Source organism: Corynebacterium sp. DNF00584 (assembly GCF_001552965.1).
GTDB lineage: Bacteria > Actinomycetota > Actinomycetes > Mycobacteriales > Mycobacteriaceae > Corynebacterium > Corynebacterium phoceense.
Map to the genome: position 1 here is coordinate 1 of NZ_KQ959730.1, position 24,490 is coordinate 24,490.

Here is a 24,490-nt window from a genome sequence, read left to right on the forward strand (position 1 = left end):
TCTACTCAAACGGAACAAAACCTGGGGCACTTCAAACGAGTGTTTAATCGAAAGCGTATACGCAACCCCAACACCCGCCAGGGGTAGTTGGGAGGGTTGAGTGAAAAGGGTGCAAGAACGCGTATTGGTCGGATAAAACGCGTGAGATTTCCCAGTACATCATCTAAATTGAGCGCATGATTACTGTGATTCAACCGGACCCTAAGGTGACCGTCGACCGCTTTGGTCAGTGGCTTAAAGCGGGCTTTCGGATTGTTGAACTCTTCCGGAATCCGGTCCCGAGGATGGAGGAGTGTGCAGGGGGCATCGTAGTGCTGGGCGGCACAATGAACGCCGTCGAAGGGCCGGAGTGGCTGCCGGCTTTGCGGCAGTTGCTCGTGGATGCGGTGGATAAAGAGATTCCAGTTCTCGGGATCTGTCTCGGACACCAGGTTCTCGCCACAGCCTTCGGCGGCGAGGTCGCGGTGGGGACGGCGGACGCCAAGGAGGACGGGCCGTACGAGATCCGTGTGAACGACGCGGGTCAGGCGGATCCGGTCCTGCGCGTGCTCGGAGAGAGCGCCATCATGCCGGAGTCACACAATGATGCAGTGACGGTACTTCCGCCGAATGCGCAGCTCCTTGCATCGTCATCCCGGTGCGAGGTTCAGGCCATGCGGATCGGCTCGGCGGTATCTGTGCAGTTTCACCCGGAGGCCTCGCCTGCGACGATGGCGCGGTGGGCGGAGATGTCCGGCTTGGATGGAGCAGAGATGCAGCGTCGCATGGAGCTTGCCGATGCCCCCATCCGAGCCGCTGGCCAGGCTATCGCCGCCGCATTCTCAGCGGAATGCGGCGCTTAGAGGGGCGAGCGGCACGTGCGGGTTGGCGTGATCGACCCAGGCGAGCTCAACGATTTCGGCGGCCGGCTGGGCAATGATCGGCCGCGGGTACTCAAAGAGGTGCGCGAGGACGGTGTAGCCCGGCTCATTGGAGGCGGGCGCGGTGCGGGCGCCGAGGGGGACCAGGTCGCGCCTGTCGAGGTAGACGGTGAGTTTTTCGGCGACTTCGCGCACGGCGGCATCGGCAGGCTTTTCGTGGGCTTCGGGCTTGCCGCCGGGGAACTGGAAGGCGGTGGTGCCGCGCTTGCGGACCTGAAGGATGCGGCCGCGGGAGTCGCGGAAGATAACGGCGCTGACCTCGATGATGGGCATGGAGGCTAGTCTAGATCTCATGGAAATTGTGGAAGCTATCGACGCCGAAGGGCGCTGTGCTCATTGGCACAGCGCCCTTGATGTGGTGGCGAATAAGTGCGCCACCTGCGACACGTGGTTTGCCTGCGCGTGGTGTCACCCGGCGGACCATGCGTTTGGGCAGATGCCCTTAGACGAACCCGCCGTCATGTGTGGAGTCTGCGGGCATCAGATGACGTTCCACGAGTACGGGACGGAATGTCCCTCCTGTGGTGCCCCGTTTAATCCCGGGTGCACAACCCATGCGGAGATGTACTTCCAGGTTTAGAAGGAGGACAGGTTGGCGAAGTCGCCGGCCTGGACCTTGGCGATGGCCGCCTGGATGAGCTGCGGGACGTTGGGAACGCGGACGGTGACGTTCGCGGCCGGGACCGGCACGTCGATGGTCGGCTGGCCGGCCTGGACGAACAGCGGGATGATGCGGGTGTTGTTCTGCGCCGGAGCCTGGTTGTTGTTTGCCGGGGCCGGGGTGTTCGACTGGTTGTTCGCCGGGGCCGGGGTAGTGGTGTTGTTCGTGGTGGTGTTGTTGGACTGCGTTCCGCCATTCGCCAGGTTGCAGCGGGCGATGGCCTCGTCGGCGCGGGAGATGGCGTTGCGGATCTGCGGGCCGCGGGAGTCGAAGGTGGCGACGGCGAGCGCCTGGCGCTTCTTGTTGTTGTAGTCCGTCGGGTTTGTGTAGTACTTCGCCGCCTGCTCACAGGAAATCTGGCCGGAAGGAACCTTGGCCAAGTAGTTATCGATGGCGTCAGCAGATGCTGCCGGAGCAGCGAGAGTGGCGGTCAGGCCGGCGGTGGCGGCGAACAGGGCAGCTTTACGTGCGATAGTCATGCGGGCCATTGTGTCACGAATGTGACGCATGTGAAAGACCTGTGTGAGCCCGTACGCTGGCCCTATTCGGCTTCACCTGGGGTTTGTGCGAACTTAGGAATTTACTGCCAGTTCCATTCGAGGAACTTTTCGGTGACGCGGGCGTATGCCTGGACGGTGAGCTCGAGGTCTTCCAAGTGCAGGCACTCGTCGTGGCTATGGAGCTCCGCGTTGGCGGTCGCAAGGTCGCGTTCTGGCGCGTGGAGGGCAAAACCGTAGCCCACGCCGCCCAGGCGGCGTGCGACGCGGAGATCGGAACCGCCGGTCGCGAGCGTGGGGACGACGTCCTTGCCGGGGAAGAACTCACCGACGGTCTCGACGAGGGTGTCCCACAGCGGGCCCGTGGTCGGGGAGACCGTGGCGTCCTCGTTGATGAGGTGCTCGATCTCTACGTCGATATCGCCGATGGCGTCGCGGAGCATCTCGTCGACCTCGTTCTGAGTTTGTCCCGGTAGCGGACGGATATCCATTTCCAGGTACGCATGCGAGGGCAGCACATTGATGGCGCCACCAGCGCGCAGCACCGTCTGGGAGATGGTCGTGTGCGAAAACGCATGCGCGAACGCGGAGAGGTTGCCGAACGGGGAGAAGTCGCCTGAGTCGATGAGCTTCTCGGACTCGGGGTCGAACTTAAACGACTCGCGGAAGCCCTGCCAGATGGGATCGTTGGCGATGGGCAGATTCGCTTCCGCGATGCGACGGGCGACCTCGCCAATCTTTACGATTGCGAAGTCCTTGTTGTACGGGGTTGAGCCGTGTCCCGCATCGCCGTGGACGTGGATGCGGCGCTGTGCCGCGCCCTTCTCGCCGACAATGACGGCGACGCCGCCCGGCAGGTGGCTGCCACCGGTCTCGGACAGGCAGTTCTTCCAGTTGATGGCGCCGGGGTTCTCGCGCTCGAACCAGCGCGCGCCCAGGCCGCCACGAGCCTCTTCGTCAGCGAGGGCGGCAAAGGTGAGGGTGCCGCCCGGGTTGCCGCGGCGGGCGACCTCACGGGTGACAGCGGCCATCGTTGCCGTGATGAAGAGCATGTCCACGGCGCCGCGGCCGTAGAGCTTGCCGTCTTCGATAACCGCCGCGAACGGATCCTTCGTCCACTTATCGGCGTCCACCGGCACGACGTCCGTGTGGCCGAGGAAGGTGAGCGGTTCCTTGTCCGGATCGCCCGGCACGGTGAATATAATGCTTGTGCGGTGGGGGTGCGGCTCGAAGCGTTGCACCTCGACACCGGAGCCGACGAAGAACCTCTCCAGTGAGTCCGCATTGCGGACCTCGAAGCCAGAATCCGCGGTCAGGTCGTTGACGCAGGCGTTGCGGATCAGTTCTTGGAGAAGTTCCAGGGTGTCGTCGTAAAGAGTCATGGCTCAATTGTAGGTTTGTGCCTTTATCGGGGGAATTTTGCGGAAAACGATCAGAAAATTGAACACCGTTCAGGAAAATTGTTTAGGGTATCCGCATGACTATTCTTGACACCGCGCGCGCGAAGGCCCTCGAGCAGGGCATCGGCCTCAACGAAGAAGAACTCCTGGAAATCCTCCAGGTCCCGGACGAGCAGCTCGAGGAGCTCGCCGATATCGCCCACCAGACCCGTCTGAAGTGGTGCGGTCCCGACGTCTCTGTCGAGGGCATCATCTCCATCAAGACCGGCGGCTGCCCCGAGGACTGCCACTTCTGCTCGCAGTCGGGCCTGTTCGAGTCGCCGGTGCGTGCGGCTCGTTTGAATATTCCTGAGCTCGTCGAGGCCGCCCAGAAGACCGCGAAGACCGGCGCCACCGAGTTCTGCATCGTCGCAGCCGTGAAGTCTCCGGATGATTCGCTGCTCAACCAGGTCGGCGAGGCGATTGCCGCCATCAACGACGCGGTCGACATTGAGATCTCGTGCTCGCTCGGCACGCTTACCCGCGAGCAGGCTCAGCGCCTTAAGGACATGGGTGCCCAGCGCTACAACCACAACCTGGAGACCTCCCGCTCCTTCTTCCCTCACGTTGTCACCACCCACACCTGGGAAGAGCGCAAGGAGACCCTCGACCACGTCCGCGCGGTGGGCATGGAAGTCTGCTCCGGCGGCATCATCGGCATGGGCGAGTCGCTCGCGCAGCGCGCCGAGTTTGCTGCGCAGCTCGCTGAAATCGAGCCCTTCGAGGTTCCGATGAACTTCCTCGACCCGCGCCCAGGCACCCCGTTTGCGGACCGTCCGCTTGTTCCCCTCGGCGAGGCACTGCGTGCGGTTGCAGCATTCCGCTTGGCGATGCCCTCTGCGACCTTGCGCTTCGCCGGCGGCCGCGAGCTCTCGCTGGGCGATGACGGCACGGAGAAGGGCCTGCTTGGTGGCATCAACGCGATCATCGCGGGTAACTATCTCACGACGCTTGGCCAGCAGATCGAGAAGGACGTGGACATGCTCCACCGCATCGACCTGCCGATTAAGGCGCTGTAATGCCTGAACAGTCTGCTCTAGCGGCGGCGGTGCTTGCCGGGGAGACTCCGGTCTTCCATCCCAATACCGGTGAGCCCTTCGCTGAGGTGACGCACCTTCACCCGGCCGCCGCGGCCGGCCTGGACGTGCCGCGCTACTGCCAGCTGTGCGGGCGCCGCATGGTCGTGCAGGTGCGCCCGGATGGCTGGAGCGCGCGGTGCTCCCGCCACGGCGAGCTGGATTCTGACTGGCTCTACGAGGAACACTTGCCAGCGTAAACTCGGCCGCATGGCTTTTGAAGATCCCGGCATTGCGCTTGCCCACCGCTCCGCGCTGCGGTCTATCCAGCGCGTGGTGAGCGAGACAACTGAGCCGACCCCGAACGCGGCGGAGCGGGTCGCTGAGCAACTGCGCGCCGGCGGGGTCATGGTCCTCACGGGAGCAGGCGTGTCGACGGATTCCGGTGTGCCGGACTATCGGGGACCGCATGGGTCGCTTGCCCGCCATACGCCGATGACGTATCAGGAATTCCGCTATGATTCCGCCGCGAGCCACCGCTATTGGGCGCGCTCCTTCGTGGGCTGGCGCGTTATGGACGCGGCGCGGCCGAATCGTACGCACTTCGCGCTCGTGGAACTCGAGCGCGCTGGATTGGTATCCGGCATCGTTACTCAAAACGTCGATGGCCTCCACAAGGAAGCGGGGACCGAGACGCTCATTCCACTCCACGGCGATATGGAACATGTCGTGTGTCTGAACTGCGGGTACGCAGAAGACCGTGGGGCCTTCGATGCCCGCCTTGCGGCTGCGAATCCCGGCTATCTCGAGCGCTGGGTCGTCCGCGCGGACCAAGTGAATCCGGACGGCGACGTCGCGCTGTCGCAGCAGGCGGTCGATGAGTTCGTGATGGCACCGTGCGTCCGCTGTGGTTCGGAGCTGCTGAAGCCGGACGTCGTCTACTTCGGCGAGCCGGTTCCGGCGGAGCGGCGGGACGCGGCGCGTGCGCTGCTTGCGGACTCGCGCTCGCTGCTTGTCGCCGGTTCGTCGCTCGCCGTGATGAGTGGCTATCGCTTCATGCTCGATGCGCTCAAGCAAGGCAAAGAGGTCGCCGTGGTGAACGGCGGGCCAGGGCGCGGCGACCCCAAGGCCACGACGCTGTGGCGCACGCAGGTCGCGCCGGCTTTTGATGAGCTACTGGATCTGCTTGATGTCTAAGGCTGGGGTACGGCAGGCCTAAAGCTTCTCGAAGTACATGACTGCGGTGTCGGTGTTTTTCTCTGGTGCCGGGGGATCGGTCTGCTTGCCTCGCCACAAGGGGCTGATGCCTGGCATGAACCAGGCGAGCAGGGCAACGAAAACCGCGATGACGATGGCGGCGGGAGTTGCATATTTGGACGGCACGAACCAGTATCCGGCCGCGCACAAGGCGATGATGACACAGACCCACAAGGGGACCAGGATGCCGAGGTTGAGCCGCCGCGTGGCGCGGTATTCGGCCCAGTCTTCGCCGGGGAAGCGAGTGCGCGCCTCGGAGCGAATCCGACGCGCAGTCTTGTGCTGTTGCAGCACCGAGGCGATGAGGGTGAAGGCCACGCCGGCGCCTGCAACGAGCATGTCTGCGGTGACGGCTCCATAAGCTGCAATCGCGAGCGCGAGAGACAGCGCAAGGCGCTCGGAGACGCTGAGAGGTAGCCCACGCGTGGGGTCTACGTCGGGATACAGATTTTTGAAGGCGCTGGTAGACGAGGGTGTCATGGCCGAATGAGGGTGTCCTTTATTGGGGGTGGCTTACCTAATTTAGGTTAGTGTAACCTATACAAAACCGCTTAGGTATGTATAGCCTAAATTCTGATTCTTTTTGTTCATCGCATCAATACTTCATGAGGACTTTCTCCGTGATTCTCCGTCGAATATTGGGCACTCTTGCTGCCAGTACCCTCATCGCACTCCCTTCGGTCGCGCTCAACGCTCCCGTAGCCTCGGCTGCCGGCACCTGCTCCTGGAATTGGGGCATTAAGCAGTCCTACCGAAGCTATATCCAAGGCCAAGTCGCCAAAGGCCAGTGGGAAACGGACGGCATTGGTTTTACCGGTTCCGAAACCGGCGCAGACGGTGCTTTTACCTTCACTCCGGGCAAGGCCTCTGTACAAGGCGATACCGTCACTGTTCCCTTCGGCGGCGTCATCCACTTCACTGGACACAACTACGGCGGCGACGATCTGTTGGATATGACGCTGACGGACTGGCAGATTCAGGCCTCCGGCAACCGGGCGGCGATCGTGGTGGATTACGTCTCTTATGAATCTGACATGGTGGATAAGTCCGCACGCGGCCCGCAGATTACCGGCGATAACGTGGTCATCGCGAGGATCGATCTAGATCAACCCGTCGACGCGTCCGTGCACACGCTCGACCTTTCCGGCGACGTCACGCTCACCGACGAAGGACACAAACTCTTTATCGCCTATGAGGCGGGACAGTCGATGGACCCCTCGTCAGGGACCGTGGCCACGGACGGCAGCTGCGGCGGGTCCTCTGACGGTACAGGCAGCGGTTCGAAGTCCTTGGGGACAATCTCGGGCACGTTTACCGGGCGCAATGCAGAAGCCATGGCGATTTTGAAGGAAACGAACGACACCATGAATGGCCTGACCACCTTCATGGGCAACACGGAGTCTTTCCTAGACCAGCTAGAATCCTTCCGTTCTCGCACGGAAGCCGCCACGGGTACGACCACCAGCACTACCACTAGCACCACGAGTGGTTCAGGCGCGTCGGGAGCCAGCACTTCGAGCGCCGCGAGCCCTTCGAGTGCTTCGGGTAGTACTTCGGGTACTTCCGGCACTATTGGTGCTACTGGAACCACAAGAACCGCGCGGCCACAGGACCCCGGGTCCGCGGCTAGTGGTGGGCAGTCAGAAACCTGCGTAGCCACGGGCGTGCAGGCTGCGACCGCCGAGTGGGGTGTCAAGAAGTCCTTCCAGTCGTATATCACCGGTTCCATCGCCAAGGGCTCCTGGACGCTCGACGGCGTAGGGTACGACAACTCGCGTTTTCAGTTCACGGGCACCGGCGGAGATGTGGATACTGCGGCGCAGTCAGGTTCCATCCGCTACGGCGGCGCTATGCATTTTACCGGCCACAACGGGGTCCTCGATCTCAATATCGCGAACCTGGAAGTCCGGTTCAACGGTACGAGCGGTCAACTCATCGCCGACGTGCGTTCCTCCAACATGGAGGGCGAGCGCAAGGACTTTGGACGCACGGTGCTCGGAGACGTGTCGTTTAGCCTGCTCGACGTGAGTGACTCCGCCGTCGACGGCGAAGCCACCGTCACGCTGACCGCAGCGGGCAATGATGCGTTCGCGAATTTCTATGAGCCGGGTACGACCCTCGATCCGCTCTCGTTGCATGCACAACTTGGCGGATCCGGGGACTGCGCCGGGGCGAGCGGAACTACGGCACACACTGGTGCGGCGACGACCTCCGGCGGTCAGAGCGCTGCGGCGGCGAAGCGGGCGGCATCGGAAAGCTCTGCGGGAGACGGCCTGCAGGCCGCGGCTGGCACGAGCACGTCTGGTTATGAAGACGGCAGCGGCAACTTCCAGATCAAGAAGGCCGCGGCCGCGGGCTCCTCGCCGGAGGCGAGCACGTGGCTCTTGCTGCTTATCGCAGGCCTCGCCATCGCCGGCGGTTCCATGGGCTCCGTCGTCCTGCGCAACCCGGCGTAGCGCACCACTTTTTACCCAAGACCTGAGAAAGGATACGTTTCACATGAAACGACTTTTGGTGGCGTTGGCGTGTGTCCTTGCCCTCACGGGGTGCGGCGTCCAAGGCGCCTATGAATCCCAAGACGCGCAGCTGCGCGAAGCCCTCCCAGACGCGCAGTCGGCCAAAGACCCGCGCTCGTTCACGGGAGTGTCGAATGTGACGGATTTCGAGGATGTCGTCGCGGTGACGGAGTCTCCTACTCCCGCGCTGCCGGTGGAGCTCACGGATGCTGACGGCTACGACGTCTCCGTTACGGATGTGTCCCGAATCGTGGCATTGGATCTCTACGGTACGTATACGAAAACCCTCGAGGGCCTGGGGCTTACGGACAACATCGTGGGCCGCACGGTGTCGTCGACGGAAAACGCTATCGCCGATCGCCCCGTCGTGACTCAGGGCGGACACAACATCAATGTGGAAGCCGTGCTCGAACTCCGGCCCACGCTGGTCATCGTCGATCATTCGATCGGCCCGCGCGACGCCATCGACCAGATTCGCGCCGCAGGGGTGACCACCGTGGTCATGGAGCCGAAACGCACCATTGACTCGGTGGCCGAGGACATCACAAACCTGGCCGCGGTCGTGGGTCTGCCAGACGACGGCGAAACGCTGGCTAACCGCTCCGTCGAAGAAATCGAAGAAGATAAGGCGGCCATCGCAGACATCGTGCCGGAGGATCCCATGCGCATGGCGTTCCTTTACGCGCGCGGCAACGGCGGCATCTTCTTCATCATGGGAGAAGGCACGGGTGCCAAGGACCTCATTGAGGGTGTGGGCGGCGTAGACCTCGGCACCGAATACCACCTCTCTTACGCCGAACCTGCCAACGCCGAATCTTTGGCAAAGATTAACCCTGAGGTCATCATCATGATGACGGGCGGCCTGGAGTCGACCGGCGGCGTCGAAGGCCTCCTCGAGCGCCCCGGCATTGCACAAACCACTGCGGGCCAAAAACAGCGGATCGTGACTATCCCAGACGGGCAATCGCTCGCCTTCGGGCCCTTGACCGGACAGACCCTTCTCAAACTTGCGCAGGCAATCTATGACCCAGACAATGCTTAAACCGGCGGCCCCCACGGAGGTCTTTGCTCGGCGCTCCCGCCTGCGGCTTGGTGTATTCGTATCGCTCGGGGCGCTGCTTGGTGTCGCCTTCGTCCTGTCGCTTGCGCTGGGGCAGTACTACGTCGCGCTGGGTGACTTGGTGCAGATTATGGCCGCAGGCCCTGGCGGTGGCTTGACTGCCAACGTCGTGTGGCAGATCCGCCTGCCGCGCATTCTGCTCGGTTTCTTGGTCGGCGCGTGCTTGGGCGTGGCGGGCACGCTCATGCAGGCCGTGTTCGCCAACCCGCTGGCTGAGCCCTCCATCGTGGGCGTGACCTCCGGTGCCGGTGTAGGCGCGGCCGTGGTAATCGTCTTTAATATCTCGGTCCTGGGTACCTTCACGGTGCCGCTCGCGGCGTTTGCTACGGCGCTGTTGGTTACCGCGCTGATCTACCAGTTGGCGCGCTCACGAGGGCGTGTGGCGGTGGTCAATCTGATCCTGACCGGCATTGCTATCAACGCGGTGTGCAACGCCATCATCTCCTTCATGATGTACCTGGCGCCCACCTCGAACCGCGAGCAAATCATCTTTTGGCAAATGGGTTCGCTCAACGGCTCTCAGTGGAAACACGTGTGGGTGGTCCTCCCCATCGCCCTCGTCGGGATGGCCATCGCGCTGCGTCTTGGCCGTCAGTTAGATGTGCTCGCGCTGGGCGAGCGCGCCGCAGAACACACTGGCGTCGACGTCAAGAGACTGCGCATTATCGCCATCGCTGCCTCGGCGATCCTTACCGCCGGCGCAGTTGCTTTCGCCGGACTTATTGGGTTCGTCGGCCTTATCGTGCCGCATCTGCTGCGTACGATCATCGGCCCAGAAAACAGGGTCTTGCTGCCGGCCTCTGCGGTGGCGGGCGCCGTACTCATTGGCTTTGCCGACGTCGCTGCGCGCACGCTCATTCCTTTCGCCGACCTTCCCATCGGTATCTTTACCGCGCTCGTGGGTGGCCCCACCTTCTTCGTGCTGTTGCGCCGGATGATGAAGAAGGGAATGCATTGATGATTAACGTTGCGAATCTTTTCGTTTCGATCGGCGAGCGGAACCTGCTTTCCGATGTCTCCTTTGTCGCCCGCCCAGGGGAGGTCACCGGCCTCATCGGCCCGAATGGCGCGGGCAAGTCCACGCTGCTGGCGGCCATCGCCGGCGATATTGATTACACCGGTTCCGTTTCCCTCGTGGGGCAGGATCCGGCGGTTTCCTCCCCAGGGGCGTTGGCCCGTGCGCGTGCGGTGATGCTGCAGGACGTTACTGTGTCCTTCCAGTTTCTCGTGCGTGATGTAGTGGCCATGGGCCGGCGCCCTTGGGAGGGCACCGCCAGGCAGGCCGAGGACGACGCGATCATCGACGCAGCGCTTGCGGCGGTGGATGCGACGCACTTGGCCGGCCGCGATATTGCCACGCTCTCTGGCGGGGAGCGTGCGCGTGTGGCGTTGGCCCGTGTACTGGCGCAGCAGACCCCGGTGATTCTCCTCGATGAGCCGACTGCGGCGCTGGACATCCGCCATCAAGAACAAATCTTGGGATTGGTGCGCTCGATTGCGGCGCAGGCTGGAGTGGCGGTGCTGGTGGTACTCCACGATTTAGGCGCCGCTGCGGCCTATTGCGATCACATCGTGTGCCTAGCAGACGGGGCAGTTGCCGCCGCCGGCCCGGTGCGCGAGGTCTACACCGACGAGATTTTGTCGCAGGTCTATCGCTGGCCTATCCAGGTGAGCGAGGCGGACGGCCACATCTCAGTCCATCCCGCGCGACGTCAGGTCGCCGATCCCGAGCAGTCTTTTGTCGATCTACTTAAGGAGTCTTAACTCATGCGTATTGTCTCTTCTTCTCTCGCGCTGGCGCTGACCGCCTCGGCGCTGACCGTTCCGGCAGCCTTTGCTGCCGATGCCCCCACCTGCGCCCCTGGCCAGACCCTGGAGACCCGCATTGTCTCCGGCACTGTGAATTGGGGCATCAAGGAATCTTTCCGCAACTACATCACCGGCCCCATCGCGAGGGGTGGGTGGACCACGTCCGGCGCGGTGACGCAGGACGAGGGCAACAAAGGCGGAGCAGACTTCCAGTTCCACTTCGAGGTGGATCCTTCTGCGTCCTCGGTGAGCCTGGGCGAAGACGGAACCGTCACGAAAGCCGATATTCGAACCAAGGATTCGACGCTGGAGTTTGAGGGCCACCACGGCGCGCTGTACACCAAGATGCTCTCGCCTTATGTCCTCACGGAGGCAGGGCAGGCAAAGGCGGGCACGTCCTACGAGGGCTACTACGTGCCGGGTAAGGGCATGACGGAATACACCCCGGAGGACCGCACGGAAGAAAACAAGAAGTCGGGCACGGATACCTTCGCTGACGGCAATGCCGCATGGTCGAAGGACGGCGATACGCTCACGCTGAATGCGACCGACGTGACGTACAAGCCGAAGGCGGGTACCTACTACGATCGTGAGTCGAAGATCCAGCACATCGAGGGTATCGACGTGATCTTCATGGGCATGTACAACGAGAGCTACAAGCCGGAACTTGATGATGTACAGGTGACCTTGAAGACCGCGTCCGAGTGTGTGGGTCCTGCCGATGAGGGCACCGAGACCACCCCGGGGGAGCAGACCGAGTCGGGCCGCGGCGAGCAGGGCAAGGACCATACAGAAGACCAAGGAAAGACTCCTGGGAAGGATCCAGAGAAGAAGCCGGACAAGGAGCAGGATCAGAACCAAGGCGGCACGGATAACAAGGGCGAAGAGGGCTCTTCTTTTTCCAACGTGTGGAATATCGTGTTGGCGCTGACCGCTCTGGGTGGCATGTTTGCGGTCATCGGCGGCGCCATCGTGCAGTCCGGCGTCCTTAATCCCCTGCTGGCGCGCCTGCGTTAGCGAACCTGCGCGGGTTTAATCCGAGTCGGTGTGACCCGCGTTGGCAAGGGCGTGGCTTTGGGCGTCGTGAGGATTGTCCAGGGTGGGGGAGAGCTGTTTGAGCACCGTGCGCACGATGGCGCGCACGCGCTTGTCCATGGGCATATCCATGTGTAAGACGACGGCGCGTTTGTCGACGTCTTGCACATAGACATTGCGCACCGTTCCGTCGGGAGTGTCGCCGGGATCCAAGAAACAGGTTTCCGGCGGCACGACGATGGAGTCTTGCTTAGTGGCCACGCACGTGTAGCTCACACCGGGGGCCAGGTCACCGTTGTGGTTGAGCTCGTTCAGCGTCGCGCTGCCCACGATTTGTTCCATGCCGGCCGGGCCGAAGTAAGCGTCGATGATGGAGCGCATGACGTGTTCTTGACGTCGGTTGGAAATCAACGAGCTGACGATTCCGCCTTGGGTGGTGCCGTGGTTGGGCGCCGACAGGCAGATGATGTGACGCACGCGGTCCACCGCATCGTCGTTATGCATCCAGTAGCGGGCGACGATACCGCCTTGGGAGTGTCCGATGAGCACGACCTGCTCCGCGCCGGTGACGGCTTGGACCGCGTCGATATACGCGCCGACCTGATCGGCGGAGGCGGCGATGGGGCCGGTGGCGCGGGCGCCATAGTCCGGTGCGAACACGGCCCAGCCGTCCTCGCGCAGCTCGGAGCCGAGCAGCTGCCATACGCCCTTCGTATCCGTCGTCCCGTGGATGAGAATGATGGGCCATGGGTGGTCTTCATCCGGGCGTGCTGCCCAGTCGTCCTCGAAAACGCCGCGTGGCTTCAGGCGTGCGCCGAGCGGTAGCGATGCCAGGCGTGCCGCGGTCTCTGCCTCGTGGTCGTCGCCTGCGGACCCGCGTGGATGGCGAAAGTCGAGGTCGAAGAAGCTGCGGCGCTCGGCACGCAATAGCTCGGCGATTTCGTCGGCCACTTCCTCGCGCAAGGCATTAGCTGGCGCAGGGGTGGTAATGCCATGGCGCGGAGAGTCTGAAACTTGTTTCGCCGGTGTCGCCGGCAGGCTGTCGGCAGCGTCGTAGCTGACGGAAGGGGGAGTCGGGTCTGAACGCCAGAACCGCCCGAGTCCCTCGGAGATGAGGGCTTCGAGTTCTTTGAACGAGTCTGTTGCCATAACTTCCATCCTATTTCGTGCCGCGATACATTAATGTTTCGGAATTATTAGTGGTAACGGTGATATTTCGCGGGATCGCAAGAGAAAAATCTCGTTACCCCTTGACCATCCAACTAAAGGTTTATAAACTAAGCCTTGCCTAATCACGGGCGGTTGCTTACCAGGAAGGTCGCGCTCCACTTCCTTCTTACGGTAAGTGCCGAAAGATTAGTCATGGGGAGAAGGCCCGTCAGCGCGCAGCTGACGGGCCTTCGTTATGTCTCAATTCCTCGAGGTGGAAATTAATCCTCGATGACGGAGACCTTCACGTCGATGTTGCCGCGGGTGGCCTTGGAGTACGGGCAGACCTCGTGAGCCTTGTCCGCGAGCTTCTGGGCCTCATCGTGCGGCAGGTTCGGAATGGTGACCTCAAGCTCGACGGCGAGACCGAAGGAGGTCTCGTCCTTGCCGATGGACACGCGCGCGCCCACGGAAGAGTCGCCCAAGTCTGCGCCCTCGCTCTTAGCGACAAGCTGCAGTGCGCCGTGGAAGCACGCTGCGTAACCGGCGGCGAAGAGCTGCTCCGGGTTGACGCCGTCGCCGGAGCCGCCCATCTCCTTCGGTGCGGCCAGGTTGAAGTCCAGGTCGGAGTCCTTAACAACGGAGCGGCCGTTGCGGCCAGCGCCGGTTGCGAGTGCCTCGGTGGTGTACATCGGTTCCATGATGAAAGTCCTTTCGCAAGCTTCTGAGCTGTTTTCTTTGTACGCGATTTAATTGTACGCAACCCTTGTGCGTTATGCTAGGAGCATGTCTCGCGTGTCACTGGAACTGGACAAACAACTCTGCTTCGCCCTCTACCGGGCGAGCCATGCCGTCCAACGGTCCTACCTCGAGGAACTTACCCCGTTGGGTCTGACCTATCCGCAGTACGTCACCATGCTAGCGCTCTGGGGCCATGAGGATCCGGTGACGATGAAAGAGCTCTCCGCAGAAATCGCCTTGGATTCGGGGACTCTCACTCCGCTGCTCCGCCGCATGGAGAAGCAAGGCCTGCTCACGCGTGCCATCGATCCCGCGGACGAACGCCGCCGCATCGTGGCTCTCACTGATAAGGGTCGCGCCCTGCGCGAGCAAGCCGAGGGCATCCCGCGCCGACAGATGGAGCGTTTTGCAGCCTCCGGACTCGATATTCGCATGCTTAAGTCCGAGCTCGACCGCCTGTCCGGCTCCTTTACACCGGATGCCGACGCTGAAGATCGCTAATACACTCGGGGGCTATGACCCAACTGTCGCCTGTTCCTGACGCCGCCGCAGCGGTCGAGCGCCTCATCGACCTCTACGAATCCTCGTGTGAGTGCGCTCGCGTGTGCCTCGAGAAGGGCGAATATGCGGACTACGCGCACGTCGTCTATCCGCAGATCGTCGTCGACGTCAAGGAATGGCGCCCCATCGACCGCTCCGAGCCTTTCGGATACGTGGATGAGTCCGGCCGGTACGTCGCTGTGCTGTCTAAGCCGCACCTCCTGCGCGGCTACCTTGAGGAACAGCTCACTCGGCTCACCGAGAATTACCCGTGCGAGATCTTCGTCGGCCCCTCGGACGTGCGCATCCCACCTGAGTACATCAAGGGCGTCGAGATGGTCCCGCAGCAGCGTCCGGCGGAGGTTCCGCGCCCCACGCTTGACGAGGTGCACGACGCCATCGTGGACGGTCACTGGGATGTCTTCCACGGGGACGACAAGCCGCTGTTCCACTTCGGTCCGCAACGCTTCGACATCGCCTGCGCGCGCATTGAACACTACACCGGCATCGAGGTCGACTCGCTCCAGAAGTACATTCTCTTCACGAACTACGGCATGCACATGACGGAGTTCATGCGCTTTGGCCTGCGCGCGCTGGGTTCCCGCTATGACTCCCTCGTTCTACCAGATGGGCGCACGGTGCCTGCCGATGCCGCCGAGGGCGTCGAGGTCGCAGACCTCCAGACCCGAGTGCAGATGCCGCGCTACGATCTCACGACGCCGGACGGCGATGGCATCACGATGATCAATATCGGCGTGGGCCCTTCCAACGCGAAGACCATCACCGATTCCCTCGCGGTGCTGCGTCCGGAGGCATGGATCATGATTGGCCACTGCGCGGGCCTGGACGGCCGCATGCGCATCGGCGACCTTATCCTCGGCAACGCCTATCAGCGCGATGATCACATCCTGGATCGTGCCATTCCCGTCGACGTTCCGATCCCCGCCATCCCGGAGGTCCAGCGCATGCTCGAGGCCTCCGTCGAGGAGGTCTACGGCGCCGACAACGAACTCATGCGCACCGGTACCGTCCTGTCTACTGCGGACCGCAACTGGGAGTGGCGTACCCCGCGCGAGCTGTGGGAGTGGCTGCGTGGTTCCACCGCCGTGGCCATCGACATGGAGTCGTGCATGCTCGCGGCCAACGGGTATAGATACCGCGTCCCCTATGGCACGCTGCTGTCCGTGTCGGATCTTCCGTTGCACGCGGTGCCCAAGCTGCCCGCCGGCGCCCAGGCCTTCTACTCGAATTCGAAGGAGGCGCACGTCATGTGCGCCGTGCGCGCGATGGAGGCCCTAGCAGAGAATCCCGAGCGACTCCGCACTCGCAAGCTGCGTCGCACCATTGGGGAGGTTCCATTTCGTTGAGTGGGACATGCGACTAAGCTGGATCGAAAATTATCGTCTCCCAAGGAGTAGATTCCATGACTCAGCCCGAGTGGTACCACCCCGATCGCGAAAATCTGACGTGGGAGGTCTTCGGTGAAGCATCCCGGCACCTGTCTCAGGAGATTGTGGACTCTGGCTGGTTCCCTGAGCTCATCGTGGGTGTGGCGCGCGGCGGTCTTATTCCTGCTGGCGCCATCGGTTACGCCATCGGCGTGAAGGCCATGGGCGCCATCAACGTCGAGTTTTACACCGACATTGGCGAGACCCTGCCGGAGCCGCTCGTCCTGTCGCCACAGCTCGACATGGACTCGCTCGCAGGCAAGCGCGTGCTCGTCGTCGACGACGTCGCGGACTCCGGCAAGACGCTCGACCTCGTGGTTAACCTGCTCAAGGAAACCGCCGCCGAGGTGCGCTCCGCCGTCATCTACACCAAGCCCACCACCATCTTTGAGCCGGACTTCTCGTGGAAGAAGACGGACCAGTGGATCAACTTCGCGTGGTCCGCGCTTCCCGTCATCACCGCGGACGGCTCGTATCAGGAAGGCGCGTAATCTGCGCATTATCGCTTTCCTAGTGAACGGACAGGAACAGACAGGAAACGCGCAGGCGCATGCCATTGCCTCGGCAGGTCCATGCCCCATACTTAACTCATGCGTTTGAGAGAGGCGCATAAGAGAGATAGAGAGATACCCCAGCTACGCGGGGCGGACGGCGTGAGACACCGTTCGGGAGCGTATGCACCTTGAGAGAGATAGAGACACACGTCAGGCTCCGGGCAACCGGAGCCTGACGTGGTTTTTCGTGCCGTAGCTTTACACTGACTTGTCGTGACCCTTCAAACTTCTGCGCCTACCGGCGTGCTCGCGAGCTTTCGCTACGCCTTTTCTTCCCCCGCGCGCCTGCGCATGGAGGTCTTCGGCGGCCTTGCCGTTGCCCTCGCGCTTATCCCCGAGGTCTTAAGCTTTTCGATCCTGGCGGGGCTGGATCCACGCGTTGGACTCTTCGCGTCCGTCATCATGGCAATCTCCATCTCCTTTACTGGTGGTCGTCCTGCCATGATCTCCGCCGCGGCCGGCTCGGTCGCGTTGGTCATTGCTCCCTTGTCTGCCTCCCACGGTCTGCAGTACGTCCTCGCTACGGTGCTGCTAGCGGGAGTCCTGCAGATCGTTCTCGCTTTCCTCGGGGTCGCCAAGCTCATGCGTTTTATCCCGCGCTCCGTCATGACTGGCTTCGTCAACGCGTTGGGCATCATGATGTTTACCGCGCAGCTGCCGCACCTCATGCACGTGCCGTGGATCGTCTATCCGCTCGTGGCGCTCGGTGTGGCCATCATGCTTCTGTGGCCACGGCTCACGGAGGTTGTCCCGGCGCCGCTCATCACCATCCTCGTCATTACGGTCCTCGTTGTGGTCTTCCGCTGGGACATTCCCAACGTCGCGGACCAAGGCGAGCTACCCACGAGCCTGCCGGGCTTCGTCTTCCCTGACGTGCCGCTCACGCTCGACACCCTCACTCTCATCGGCCCGTACGCGGTAGGCGTGGCCCTCGTCGGCCTCATGGAGTCGCTGCTCACGGCCAAACTTGTCGACGACATTACGGACAGCCACTCGGACAAAACGCGCGAGTCCCTTGGTCAGGGTATTGGCAACGTCCTTGCAGCGAGCATCGGTGGCATGGGCGTGTGCGCGATGATTGGCCAGACGATGATTGGCGTCAAAGCTTCTGGTGCTCGCACGCGCCTGTCGAGCCTGCTCGCTGGCGTCTTCCTCCTCATTCTCATCCTGGTGTTGGGCGATACCGTGGGTGCGATTCCCATGGCTGCGCTTGTCGCCGTCATGATCCTTGTCGCCGTGGACACGGTGGATTGGCATTCGGTGAAGACGCTACGTCGCATGCCGCTCTCGGAAACGCTGGTCATGCTCGTGACGGTGGTGGGGACATTGGTTACCCATAACCTGGCCGTCGGCGTTATCGCCGGCGTGCTCACGGCGATGGTCGCCTTCGCCCGCCGAGTCGCGCACCTCACCGAGGTCGAGCTCATTGCTTCCGATGCCACCCGTGCCGCGTACCGTGTGAGCGGCCAGCTTTTCTTTGCCTCGTCTAACGACCTGGTCTATTCCTTCGACTACACGCTGGGCGTGTCAGAGGTCGACATCGATATGACCGGCGCGCAGGTCTGGGATGCCTCGACCGTGGCGACGCTGGATGCGGTGCGTGAGAAATACGCGCAGCGCGGCGCGACCGTGGATATTCGGGGTCTTGATCCGGTCAGTCAGCAGCGCCTCGACCGGCTCTCGGGCAACTTGGGGGACTAAAACCTGGGGGAGAGATGTCCGCTGGGCGTGGGGGTGCGGTGGGTAGTCATACTTTCGGTGGAATATGCGTCACTGTGGGCATGAAGTATGACATAAGCCTTGATATGTAAGGCTTGCCTTGTTTAGGCTATCCACATTAAGGTTAGGCAAGCTTTACTTACTTAGGAGGAATTTGGCCATGACTGTTGCCATGACCACGACGCCGCTTTCGCAGATGCTGCGTGAGGAAACCGCGCGAGCGCACGCCAGCGCAGAAGGCTCAGATTTTATGACCCGCTTGATGGCGGGTGAGCTCAGCGCAGAGGCACTCGCCACTTTTACTGGGCAGTTGTGGTTTATCTATGAGGCGCTTGAGCGTGCGGTCCGCTCGGTAGCGGATACTCGCATCGTCGGAGCGGTGGCTGACCCCCGGTTGGAACGCCGCGACGCGCTGGAACTCGACCTCGCGGAAATGTACGGCCCGCAGTGGCGCGACGAGGTACGTATCCTTCCCGCCACCGCACGCTACGTCGCGCGCCTGGAATCGCTCGATACGCCGGGGTCGGAGCCCCGGGTCGTTGCCCATCACTACGTGCGCTACCTCGGCGATATATCGGGCGGGCAGGTCATTGCCGCGCGCCTGGGGGCTCTCTACGGTATCGACCCGGATGCGCTCAATTTCTATAACTTCGCGGCGATTGGCAAGATTCCGCCCTACCGCAGCGCGTACCGCGAGGCGCTCGACGAGCTCGCGCTTTCTGATGCCCAGCGTGCTGCCCTCATCGCTGAGGCACAGGCCGCCTTCACGTGTAACTCGGCAGTCTTCGCCGAGCTAGCGAAGCTGTATCCGGGCGCAGCGTAGCGCCGGGTTCACTATTTCCCCTCTTCCCCCTTTTTATTTTCTCTGTATTTCTAAAGTGACCTGGAGGTCTGTCGCGTGAAGAAAATCTCTTCTGCTTCTCTCGCATCTGCTCTTATCGTCTCTGCAATGGCTGTTCCGGCTACTGCTGCAACGCAGGACCTGACGGCGGGTACATTCGCCTGGCCCATTAAGACCTCCTTCATGGAGCACCTCGCTGGCCCAATAGCGGCTGGCCGTTGGACGACCACGGATGGGGCGACGTATAAGGACAATCAGCTGCTCTTTCGGGTCAACGTCGCTGAGACGACGTTAGATGCGGACGGCAACGGCACCATCGTCCTTGACGGTTCGGCGCATATCGTGGCCTACACAGGCCTGGGCGCGGGCGGCTCGGCCGGCCTCGATCTCACCTACTCAGATCTCAAGCTGCAGGTGCAAGGCACGAAGGTCGAGCTCGTTGGAGACTACGTTTTGTCCGGGGATCCGGGCGACAAGGGCAAGCAGGTCGACAGGGATGGCGATGATGACGTGCTGGTTACGTTCACCCTCGATGCTCCCATCGCGGTTGGTGCCGATGTGAGCGCGCAGGATCGCCCGGCCACCGCGGGCGCGGGTCTGGAGGGCTCGCTGCTGCGCTATAAGGAAGGTCAGATACTTGAGGGCGGCGACGTTGACCTCGTGCTGGACTTTGCTGATGGCAAGGACGCCGGGGTGGTCGAGGGGCATAAGTCGACGGGACTCGCCCAGGCTTCCGCGCAGTTGGGAACGCTGAGTTCGGAGGATCCGTCGCGCGGGGGCATCGGCATCCTCGCGGGGCTGATCGCGGGCGTCGTGGCGCTCGTGGGTACCGCGGTGGCAGGGATGCCTTTGGTGCTTGATGCGCTCAAGCAGGCGGGCATCCGACTCTAGTCTGATTGCTTCCGTTTGTGTGGATTTGGGTGTTGATTAGGTCGCGGTAACTTAGGTTACCGTGACCAAAATTGCTTTTGGCCTGCATGTTTGGAAATCCTAACCTGGCTAGCGGAATTTTTGAATGTGGGTATTATGGTGGCCTATACCGCCGGAAACCCGTTGGATAGCCGTCGGAAATGACAGAAATTTACCTATTGAACAGGTATCGAAAGGCAAGGATATTCAATGAACGAGAAGCTGCAGAGCCTGCTGAACGCACAGGTTATTAACGAGCACGGCGCCGCCCTCATCTACACCCAGCTGGCCTACGAGATGGATGATCTTTCCTTCCCGGGCATGCGTGACTGGTTCTACGCTCAGGCTGCGGAGGAGCGCGAGCACGCTCAGAAGATTGCCAACCACCTCCTCGCACGCGGCTACCGCGTGGAGCTCACCGATGTCCCAGTTCCGTCCGTGAAGGCCGCGACCCCGCTCGACGCTTTCGAGGCTGCCTACGCACACGAGCAGAAGGTCTCCGAGCAGATCCGCGAGATCGCTTGTACCGCTGATGAGGTCAAGGACCTTGAGTCCCGCCAGATCGTGAACTGGTTCCTCGACGAGCAGATTGAGGAAGAGGACACCGTCACCGAGATCATCGACCAGATCAAGCTCGTGGGCAACGATGGCTCCGGCCTCCTGCGCATCGACGCCACTCTGGGCTCCCGCGCAAAGTAGGCACGCGCGGCCCTCAAGGCCTAGCTAATACAAAAAGGTCAAGGGACAGTGACCATGCGGTAACAAACCCATCAAGATTGCCCTAATATCTCCCACCAACCCCGTGGTTGGTGGGAGACTGCGTTTTATATGTCTATGAAGCAGAAAACCTGGACCGTGGTCGTGCTCCTCGCGCTCGCCGTCGCCTTGGGCGTCGGCACGGCGTTGAGCAGTACGCACGTCGCGCTCGGCACTTTTCTGCTTGGTGCGGCACTCATGCTGGGGCCTTTCGCGGGGGCGGGTCTCTTTCTTTTTGCTGCGCTCATCGCGGTGAGCCTGCCGCAGAAATCCATTGCGTCAGTCGGCGGAGCGCTCGTGCTTGCTGCTGTGGGCCTGGTGATCTTCACGCCGCTGGGTATCATTCCGGACGCCATCGTGCCGCTGTATGCGGGAGGCGCGGCGCTGGGTGCTGTGGCGGTGCTGCTCGTGCCCACGGGGCTGCCCGGACGCTTGTTCCGTTTCTAGAGCTCTGTCGTTTGGGACGAGTCTGCGCGGCTTTCCGTAGTCTGGATGTATGTCGACGTATCTTTTCGATTTCTACGGAGTCTTGCTCCGTCATCGCCCACCGGCGCCGAAGGAGGCGCTGCTACGTCTCGTCGGTGCCGAGGATCCGGTCGCTTTTTGGACGGCGTATAACGAATTGCGCCCGGCCTATGACGCGGGCGTGGTGAGCGACGAACGCTGGTGGCGCCAGATGCAGGTGCGCCTAGGCCTTCCGGACTTCGATATCTCTGAGGCCGTCGCTCAGGACTTCGAGCCGTGTACGGCGCCGGACCTCGACGTCGTGGGGGTCGCCCAGGAGTTGCTTGGCGCGGGCAATGCGGTCGGCGTGCTGTCCAACATTCCGGTGGGGCTCGGCCGCATGGTGCGTGAGCGCAATGAGAGCTGGCTTAAGGAATTCACCGCGGTGGTGCTCAGCGGTGAAATCGGCGTGGTCAAGCCCGACAAGCGGGCCTTCGATGTGGCGGTGGACGCGTTGGGGGCCAATGCCAAAGACACGCTCTTCATTGATGACACCCAAGGCAACGTCGACGCCGCGCGTGCGGCAGGGCTGCGTGGGTACCTCTACGACGGGAACCTCGCCGAGCTGCGCGCGGAGTGTGGCTTGAGCTAAGCGGCGCGCACCTTCGCGGTGTTCAGCTCAAGCGGCGTGCGCAGGAGGGGGTCGAGCGCGACGGCGCGGGCGATAGAGCGGACGATCTCCTTGTGATTGGGGATCATGCGCAGCTCCGTCGCGGAGGCGAGATCGGGGTCGAGCTCGCCGCGTGCGGCCGAGGCGAAGAGCTTCGGCGCCGTGGGGACGTCGTAGAACGCAGAGCCAGCGATGACTACGGTGTCCGGGCGGTGGGCATCGATAAGCTGGGCCGTAAGGCGGCCGAGGTCGGAGGCGCGCTGGGCGAGGACCGAGGAGGCATCGGCAGCCTCAGTGAGGCGGGGAGCCAGCGCGGCGTTGACGAGGGTGTCGCGCGGGTCGGCGCCGTCGAACTGTGGGAGATCGATGGGGGCGACGCCGTCTTCGTCGGAGAGCGCGGCGCCAATCGAGTCATCCGCGAAGAGGACGAGCGTGCGGGCCTCGTCGCCGAGGGGCGCTGCCTGCGTCTCCGAGGCGAGGATGGCGGGCACGGCCGGGGTGACAGTGACGGGGACGCCGAACTGGAAGTCGAGGCGTCCTGCGATATCCATGCCGTCCCAGCCGAGGTTGGCCGCGTGAACCTTGCCCTCTTCATCGACGGTGCCGGAGGTGGTGACACCAACGGAGACCAGCGTGCGGTCGACGCCGGTGGCGAGGCGATTCACGCCGGCGATGACGTGCTCGACGAAGTCATCGGGGCTGAGCTTAGAGACCGGGGTGGGAACGTTGTCTTCGCGGATAATGCGCCCGCGGGTGTCGTAGAGGCCGATGTATGTCGAGGAGGTGCCGACGGCGATGCCGGCGAGTAGCCAGCCGTTATCGGAGGCCTCGAGCGGAACCGTGGGACGACCGCGGCCTTGGGAGCGGGTGAGATCCGTGCGCTCCTGAATCAGACCGGCCTTAAGCAGGGCGGCGGTGGCACGGGTGATGGTGGGCTGGGACAGTCCGGTGGCCTCCACGAGCTCGCTGCGCGTGATGATGGGATTGAGGCGTACGAGGTGGAGACTCTTAGCCGCAGGGGTGCGGGGACGGGCGAAGACTGGTCCGGCTGTACTCATGGATATAAATAATATCCCTCCCTAGACCGCATAGTCTAAATCACCCCCGTCTTTTTTAGACTGAGTGGTTTACAGATATTACGTGAGGAGTGGGAGAACCTCTCCCGCACGGCCCGTGAACTGCACCGTTGCGAGCGGCGTGAGTGCGGTGGGCTGCGGCGTGATTTCGAGGACAGGTACCCCACGTGTTGCCGCGAGGCGGGGGAGTCCGGCCGCAGGCTGAACTACACCGGACGTGCCCACAATGATGAGCGCGTCGGTGGTGGACATCAGGTTTTCCGCGGCGTCCCACTCGCGGGGTGGGAGGGCCTCGCCGAACCACACGACGCCAGGCCGGATGAGGTTGCCGCACAACGGGCACTCGGGGATGTGCTGGGGTTTGGTGGCGCCTTTCCACGGTCGGCTACAGATGGTGCAGCGAAATTCGAAGAGACTGCCGTGGAGGTGGACGACGTCCGTGGAGCCGCCGCGCTCGTGGAGGTCGTCGATGTTTTGGGTGATGAGTTTTGCGCCTAGCTCCGCGAGCGCCCGATGCCCGGGATTGGGGTGGGCGTTCTCGGACAGGGACTTCCGGTGGAGGTACCAGCGCCACATGGGCTCTGGGTCGCGGGCCCACGCGTCGATGGAGGCCATGGCGTGGGGATCGACGTTTTCCCACACGCCGGTCTGTGCGTCGCGGTAGGTATCGAGGCCGGAGTCAGCGGACATGCCGGCGCCGGTGAAAGCGACGAGATTCTGCGCGTTCACAAGGATGTCGCGGGCGGCGGCAATCATGTCGGTCATGCCCCTATGCTAGTTCTTATGAATTCAGTAGCGGTGTATTGCGGATCGGCCACGGGGGATAATCCGGCGTTTGCGGAAGCGGCACGCCAGCTGGGGGCGGAGCTGGCGCGGAGGGGCATCCGGCTTGTCTATGGCGGCGGCAACGTGGGGCTCATGGGCATCGTCGCGGACGCCGCCCTGGCCGCTGGCGGCGAGGTCGCGGGTGTCATCCCGCACCAGCTCGCGAATCTGGAGATGGCGCACGCGGGGCTCACGGTGCTGGAACGCGTGGATACGATGGCGCAGCGTAAGACGCGCATGGAGGAGCTGGCGGACGGCTTCCTGGCGCTGCCTGGGGGCATCGGCACGCTGGAGGAGCTCACGGAGGTGCTCACCATGCAGCAGCTGGGGAATATTACCGGTCCAGTCGGCCTTATTAATGCGGAAGGATACTGGGGTCCTTTCGTTGCGTTGCTGGAGAATTTCGCGGACAACGGGTTCATTCAGCGGCGTTTCGTCGACGCGCTCATCGTGGAGCCGACTCCTGCGGCTGCGCTCGATGCTTTCGCTGGTTGGGTCCCGCTCGGGTCAAAATGGGATAACGCTTAAGGCACAGTGCGGGTCTCGGG

General features: G+C 62.6%; 28 protein-coding genes. 20 read left to right on the forward strand and 8 right to left on the reverse strand.

Annotated elements, in window-relative coordinates:
• Window positions 1-176: 176 nt before the first annotated feature.
• Window positions 177-842, forward strand: coding sequence for a type 1 glutamine amidotransferase (locus tag HMPREF0307_RS01470; RefSeq protein ID WP_066485647.1), 666 nt, complete (start codon window positions 177-179; stop codon window positions 840-842).
• On the opposite strand, the gene HMPREF0307_RS01475 is transcribed toward HMPREF0307_RS01470, so the two are convergent.
• Entirely contained in the window at window positions 822-1,193 is a 372-nt protein-coding gene (locus HMPREF0307_RS01475) for an NUDIX hydrolase (protein ID WP_066485652.1), read from the reverse strand. The two genes, HMPREF0307_RS01470 and HMPREF0307_RS01475, sit on opposite strands and share 21 nt — an antisense overlap.
• 19 nt (window positions 1,194-1,212) lie before the next feature.
• Here HMPREF0307_RS01475 and HMPREF0307_RS01480 point away from each other — a divergent pair, with 19 nt between their 5' ends.
• A complete protein-coding gene (locus HMPREF0307_RS01480; protein ID WP_066486035.1) occupies window positions 1,213-1,500 on the forward strand; it encodes a CHY zinc finger protein in 288 nt (95 codons plus the stop codon).
• On the opposite strand, the gene HMPREF0307_RS01485 is transcribed toward HMPREF0307_RS01480, so the two are convergent.
• Window positions 1,497-2,060 (reverse strand): hypothetical protein, encoded by a 564-nt coding sequence (locus HMPREF0307_RS01485; RefSeq protein ID WP_231724990.1) that lies wholly within the window; start codon window positions 2,058-2,060, stop codon window positions 1,497-1,499. The two genes, HMPREF0307_RS01480 and HMPREF0307_RS01485, sit on opposite strands and share 4 nt — an antisense overlap.
• A gap of 101 nt (window positions 2,061-2,161) precedes the next feature.
• Window positions 2,162-3,460 carry a M20/M25/M40 family metallo-hydrolase gene (locus HMPREF0307_RS01490; RefSeq protein ID WP_066485656.1) on the reverse strand — a complete coding sequence of 433 codons (1,299 nt, stop codon included), beginning with the start codon at window positions 3,458-3,460 and terminating at the stop codon, window positions 2,162-2,164.
• A 95-nt stretch (window positions 3,461-3,555) separates the two neighbouring features.
• Between HMPREF0307_RS01490 and bioB the strand changes: the two genes are divergently transcribed.
• The 3 genes from bioB to HMPREF0307_RS01505 are packed head-to-tail and all read left to right on the forward strand — an operon-like array spanning window position 3,556 to window position 5,730.
• Window positions 3,556-4,536 carry a biotin synthase BioB gene (bioB, locus tag HMPREF0307_RS01495; protein ID WP_066485667.1) on the forward strand — a complete coding sequence of 327 codons (981 nt, stop codon included), beginning with the start codon at window positions 3,556-3,558 and terminating at the stop codon, window positions 4,534-4,536.
• Window positions 4,536-4,793 carry a biotin synthase auxiliary protein BsaP gene (locus HMPREF0307_RS01500; RefSeq protein WP_066485678.1) on the forward strand — a complete coding sequence of 86 codons (258 nt, stop codon included), beginning with the start codon at window positions 4,536-4,538 and terminating at the stop codon, window positions 4,791-4,793. The genes bioB and HMPREF0307_RS01500 overlap by 1 nt, the downstream gene beginning before the upstream one ends.
• A 10-nt stretch (window positions 4,794-4,803) precedes the next feature.
• Complete coding sequence (locus HMPREF0307_RS01505) at window positions 4,804-5,730, forward strand: Sir2 family NAD-dependent protein deacetylase (RefSeq protein ID WP_066485683.1); 927 nt, start codon at window positions 4,804-4,806, stop codon at window positions 5,728-5,730.
• Between the two features lie 18 nt (window positions 5,731-5,748).
• On the opposite strand, the gene HMPREF0307_RS01510 is transcribed toward HMPREF0307_RS01505, so the two are convergent.
• Window positions 5,749-6,270 (reverse strand): hypothetical protein, encoded by a 522-nt coding sequence (locus tag HMPREF0307_RS01510; protein ID WP_066485693.1) that lies wholly within the window; start codon window positions 6,268-6,270, stop codon window positions 5,749-5,751.
• Window positions 6,271-6,395: 125 nt separating this feature from the next.
• On the opposite strand from HMPREF0307_RS01510, the gene HMPREF0307_RS01515 reads away from it, so the two are divergent.
• From HMPREF0307_RS01515 to HMPREF0307_RS01535, 5 genes are read left to right on the forward strand one after another with little or no spacing between them, the layout of a single operon-like run.
• Window positions 6,396-8,246, forward strand: coding sequence for an HtaA domain-containing protein (locus HMPREF0307_RS01515; RefSeq protein ID WP_066485703.1), 1,851 nt, complete (start codon window positions 6,396-6,398; stop codon window positions 8,244-8,246).
• 43 nt (window positions 8,247-8,289) lie between these two features.
• Entirely contained in the window at window positions 8,290-9,348 is a 1,059-nt protein-coding gene (locus tag HMPREF0307_RS01520) for a heme/hemin ABC transporter substrate-binding protein (protein WP_066485711.1), read from the forward strand.
• Entirely contained in the window at window positions 9,329-10,384 is a 1,056-nt protein-coding gene (locus HMPREF0307_RS01525) for a FecCD family ABC transporter permease (protein WP_066485713.1), read from the forward strand. Before HMPREF0307_RS01520 ends, HMPREF0307_RS01525 begins: the two co-directional genes overlap by 20 nt.
• Window positions 10,384-11,190 (forward strand): heme ABC transporter ATP-binding protein, encoded by an 807-nt coding sequence (locus tag HMPREF0307_RS01530; RefSeq protein WP_066485716.1) that lies wholly within the window; start codon window positions 10,384-10,386, stop codon window positions 11,188-11,190. Before HMPREF0307_RS01525 ends, HMPREF0307_RS01530 begins: the two co-directional genes overlap by 1 nt.
• Window positions 11,191-11,193: 3 nt before the next feature.
• Window positions 11,194-12,252, forward strand: a complete 1,059-nt coding sequence (locus HMPREF0307_RS01535) for an HtaA domain-containing protein (RefSeq protein WP_066485724.1) — start codon at window positions 11,194-11,196, stop codon at window positions 12,250-12,252.
• A 15-nt stretch (window positions 12,253-12,267) separates the two neighbouring features.
• On the opposite strand, the gene HMPREF0307_RS01540 is transcribed toward HMPREF0307_RS01535, so the two are convergent.
• Window positions 12,268-13,428, reverse strand: a complete 1,161-nt coding sequence (locus HMPREF0307_RS01540) for an esterase/lipase family protein (protein WP_066485733.1) — start codon at window positions 13,426-13,428, stop codon at window positions 12,268-12,270.
• Window positions 13,429-13,700: 272 nt separating this feature from the next.
• A complete protein-coding gene (locus tag HMPREF0307_RS01545) occupies window positions 13,701-14,120 on the reverse strand; it encodes an organic hydroperoxide resistance protein (RefSeq protein ID WP_066485737.1) in 420 nt (139 codons plus the stop codon).
• An 85-nt stretch (window positions 14,121-14,205) separates the two neighbouring features.
• On the opposite strand from HMPREF0307_RS01545, the gene HMPREF0307_RS01550 reads away from it, so the two are divergent.
• The 9 genes from HMPREF0307_RS01550 to HMPREF0307_RS01590 all read left to right on the forward strand — a co-directional run bounded on the left by HMPREF0307_RS01550 (window position 14,206) and on the right by HMPREF0307_RS01590 (window position 22,023).
• Entirely contained in the window at window positions 14,206-14,661 is a 456-nt protein-coding gene (locus HMPREF0307_RS01550; RefSeq protein ID WP_066485739.1) for a MarR family winged helix-turn-helix transcriptional regulator, read from the forward strand.
• Between the two features lie 14 nt (window positions 14,662-14,675).
• Entirely contained in the window at window positions 14,676-16,067 is a 1,392-nt protein-coding gene (amn, locus tag HMPREF0307_RS01555) for an AMP nucleosidase (protein ID WP_066485745.1), read from the forward strand.
• Between the two features lie 56 nt (window positions 16,068-16,123).
• Entirely contained in the window at window positions 16,124-16,639 is a 516-nt protein-coding gene (locus HMPREF0307_RS01560) for a phosphoribosyltransferase (RefSeq protein WP_066485748.1), read from the forward strand.
• A gap of 354 nt (window positions 16,640-16,993) precedes the next feature.
• Window positions 16,994-18,403, forward strand: a complete 1,410-nt coding sequence (locus tag HMPREF0307_RS01565) for a SulP family inorganic anion transporter (RefSeq protein WP_066486039.1) — start codon at window positions 16,994-16,996, stop codon at window positions 18,401-18,403.
• A 178-nt stretch (window positions 18,404-18,581) separates the two neighbouring features.
• A complete protein-coding gene (locus HMPREF0307_RS01570) occupies window positions 18,582-19,244 on the forward strand; it encodes a biliverdin-producing heme oxygenase (RefSeq protein ID WP_181734637.1) in 663 nt (220 codons plus the stop codon).
• A 75-nt stretch (window positions 19,245-19,319) separates the two neighbouring features.
• Window positions 19,320-20,153, forward strand: coding sequence for an HtaA domain-containing protein (locus HMPREF0307_RS01575; RefSeq protein WP_231724992.1), 834 nt, complete (start codon window positions 19,320-19,322; stop codon window positions 20,151-20,153).
• Window positions 20,154-20,381: 228 nt separating this feature from the next.
• The gene (locus tag HMPREF0307_RS01580; RefSeq protein ID WP_066485753.1) at window positions 20,382-20,870 is read left to right on the forward strand and encodes a ferritin; all 489 of its coding nucleotides are present in this window, start codon (window positions 20,382-20,384) and stop codon (window positions 20,868-20,870) included.
• A 135-nt stretch (window positions 20,871-21,005) separates the two neighbouring features.
• On the forward strand, window positions 21,006-21,374 hold the full coding sequence (locus HMPREF0307_RS01585; protein ID WP_141629254.1) for a hypothetical protein: 369 nt from the start codon (window positions 21,006-21,008) through the stop codon (window positions 21,372-21,374).
• 49 nt (window positions 21,375-21,423) lie between these two features.
• Window positions 21,424-22,023 (forward strand): HAD family hydrolase, encoded by a 600-nt coding sequence (locus HMPREF0307_RS01590; RefSeq protein WP_066485755.1) that lies wholly within the window; start codon window positions 21,424-21,426, stop codon window positions 22,021-22,023.
• On the opposite strand, the gene HMPREF0307_RS01595 is transcribed toward HMPREF0307_RS01590, so the two are convergent.
• The gene (locus HMPREF0307_RS01595; protein ID WP_066485756.1) at window positions 22,020-23,099 is read right to left on the reverse strand and encodes an ROK family protein; all 1,080 of its coding nucleotides are present in this window, start codon (window positions 23,097-23,099) and stop codon (window positions 22,020-22,022) included. The genes HMPREF0307_RS01590 and HMPREF0307_RS01595 overlap by 4 nt on opposite strands.
• 78 nt (window positions 23,100-23,177) lie before the next feature.
• Window positions 23,178-23,882 carry an NAD-dependent deacylase gene (locus HMPREF0307_RS01600; protein WP_066485757.1) on the reverse strand — a complete coding sequence of 235 codons (705 nt, stop codon included), beginning with the start codon at window positions 23,880-23,882 and terminating at the stop codon, window positions 23,178-23,180.
• A gap of 18 nt (window positions 23,883-23,900) precedes the next feature.
• Here HMPREF0307_RS01600 and HMPREF0307_RS01605 point away from each other — a divergent pair, with 18 nt between their 5' ends.
• The gene (locus HMPREF0307_RS01605) at window positions 23,901-24,470 is read left to right on the forward strand and encodes an LOG family protein (RefSeq protein WP_066486051.1); all 570 of its coding nucleotides are present in this window, start codon (window positions 23,901-23,903) and stop codon (window positions 24,468-24,470) included.
• Window positions 24,471-24,490: the final 20 nt, after the last annotated feature.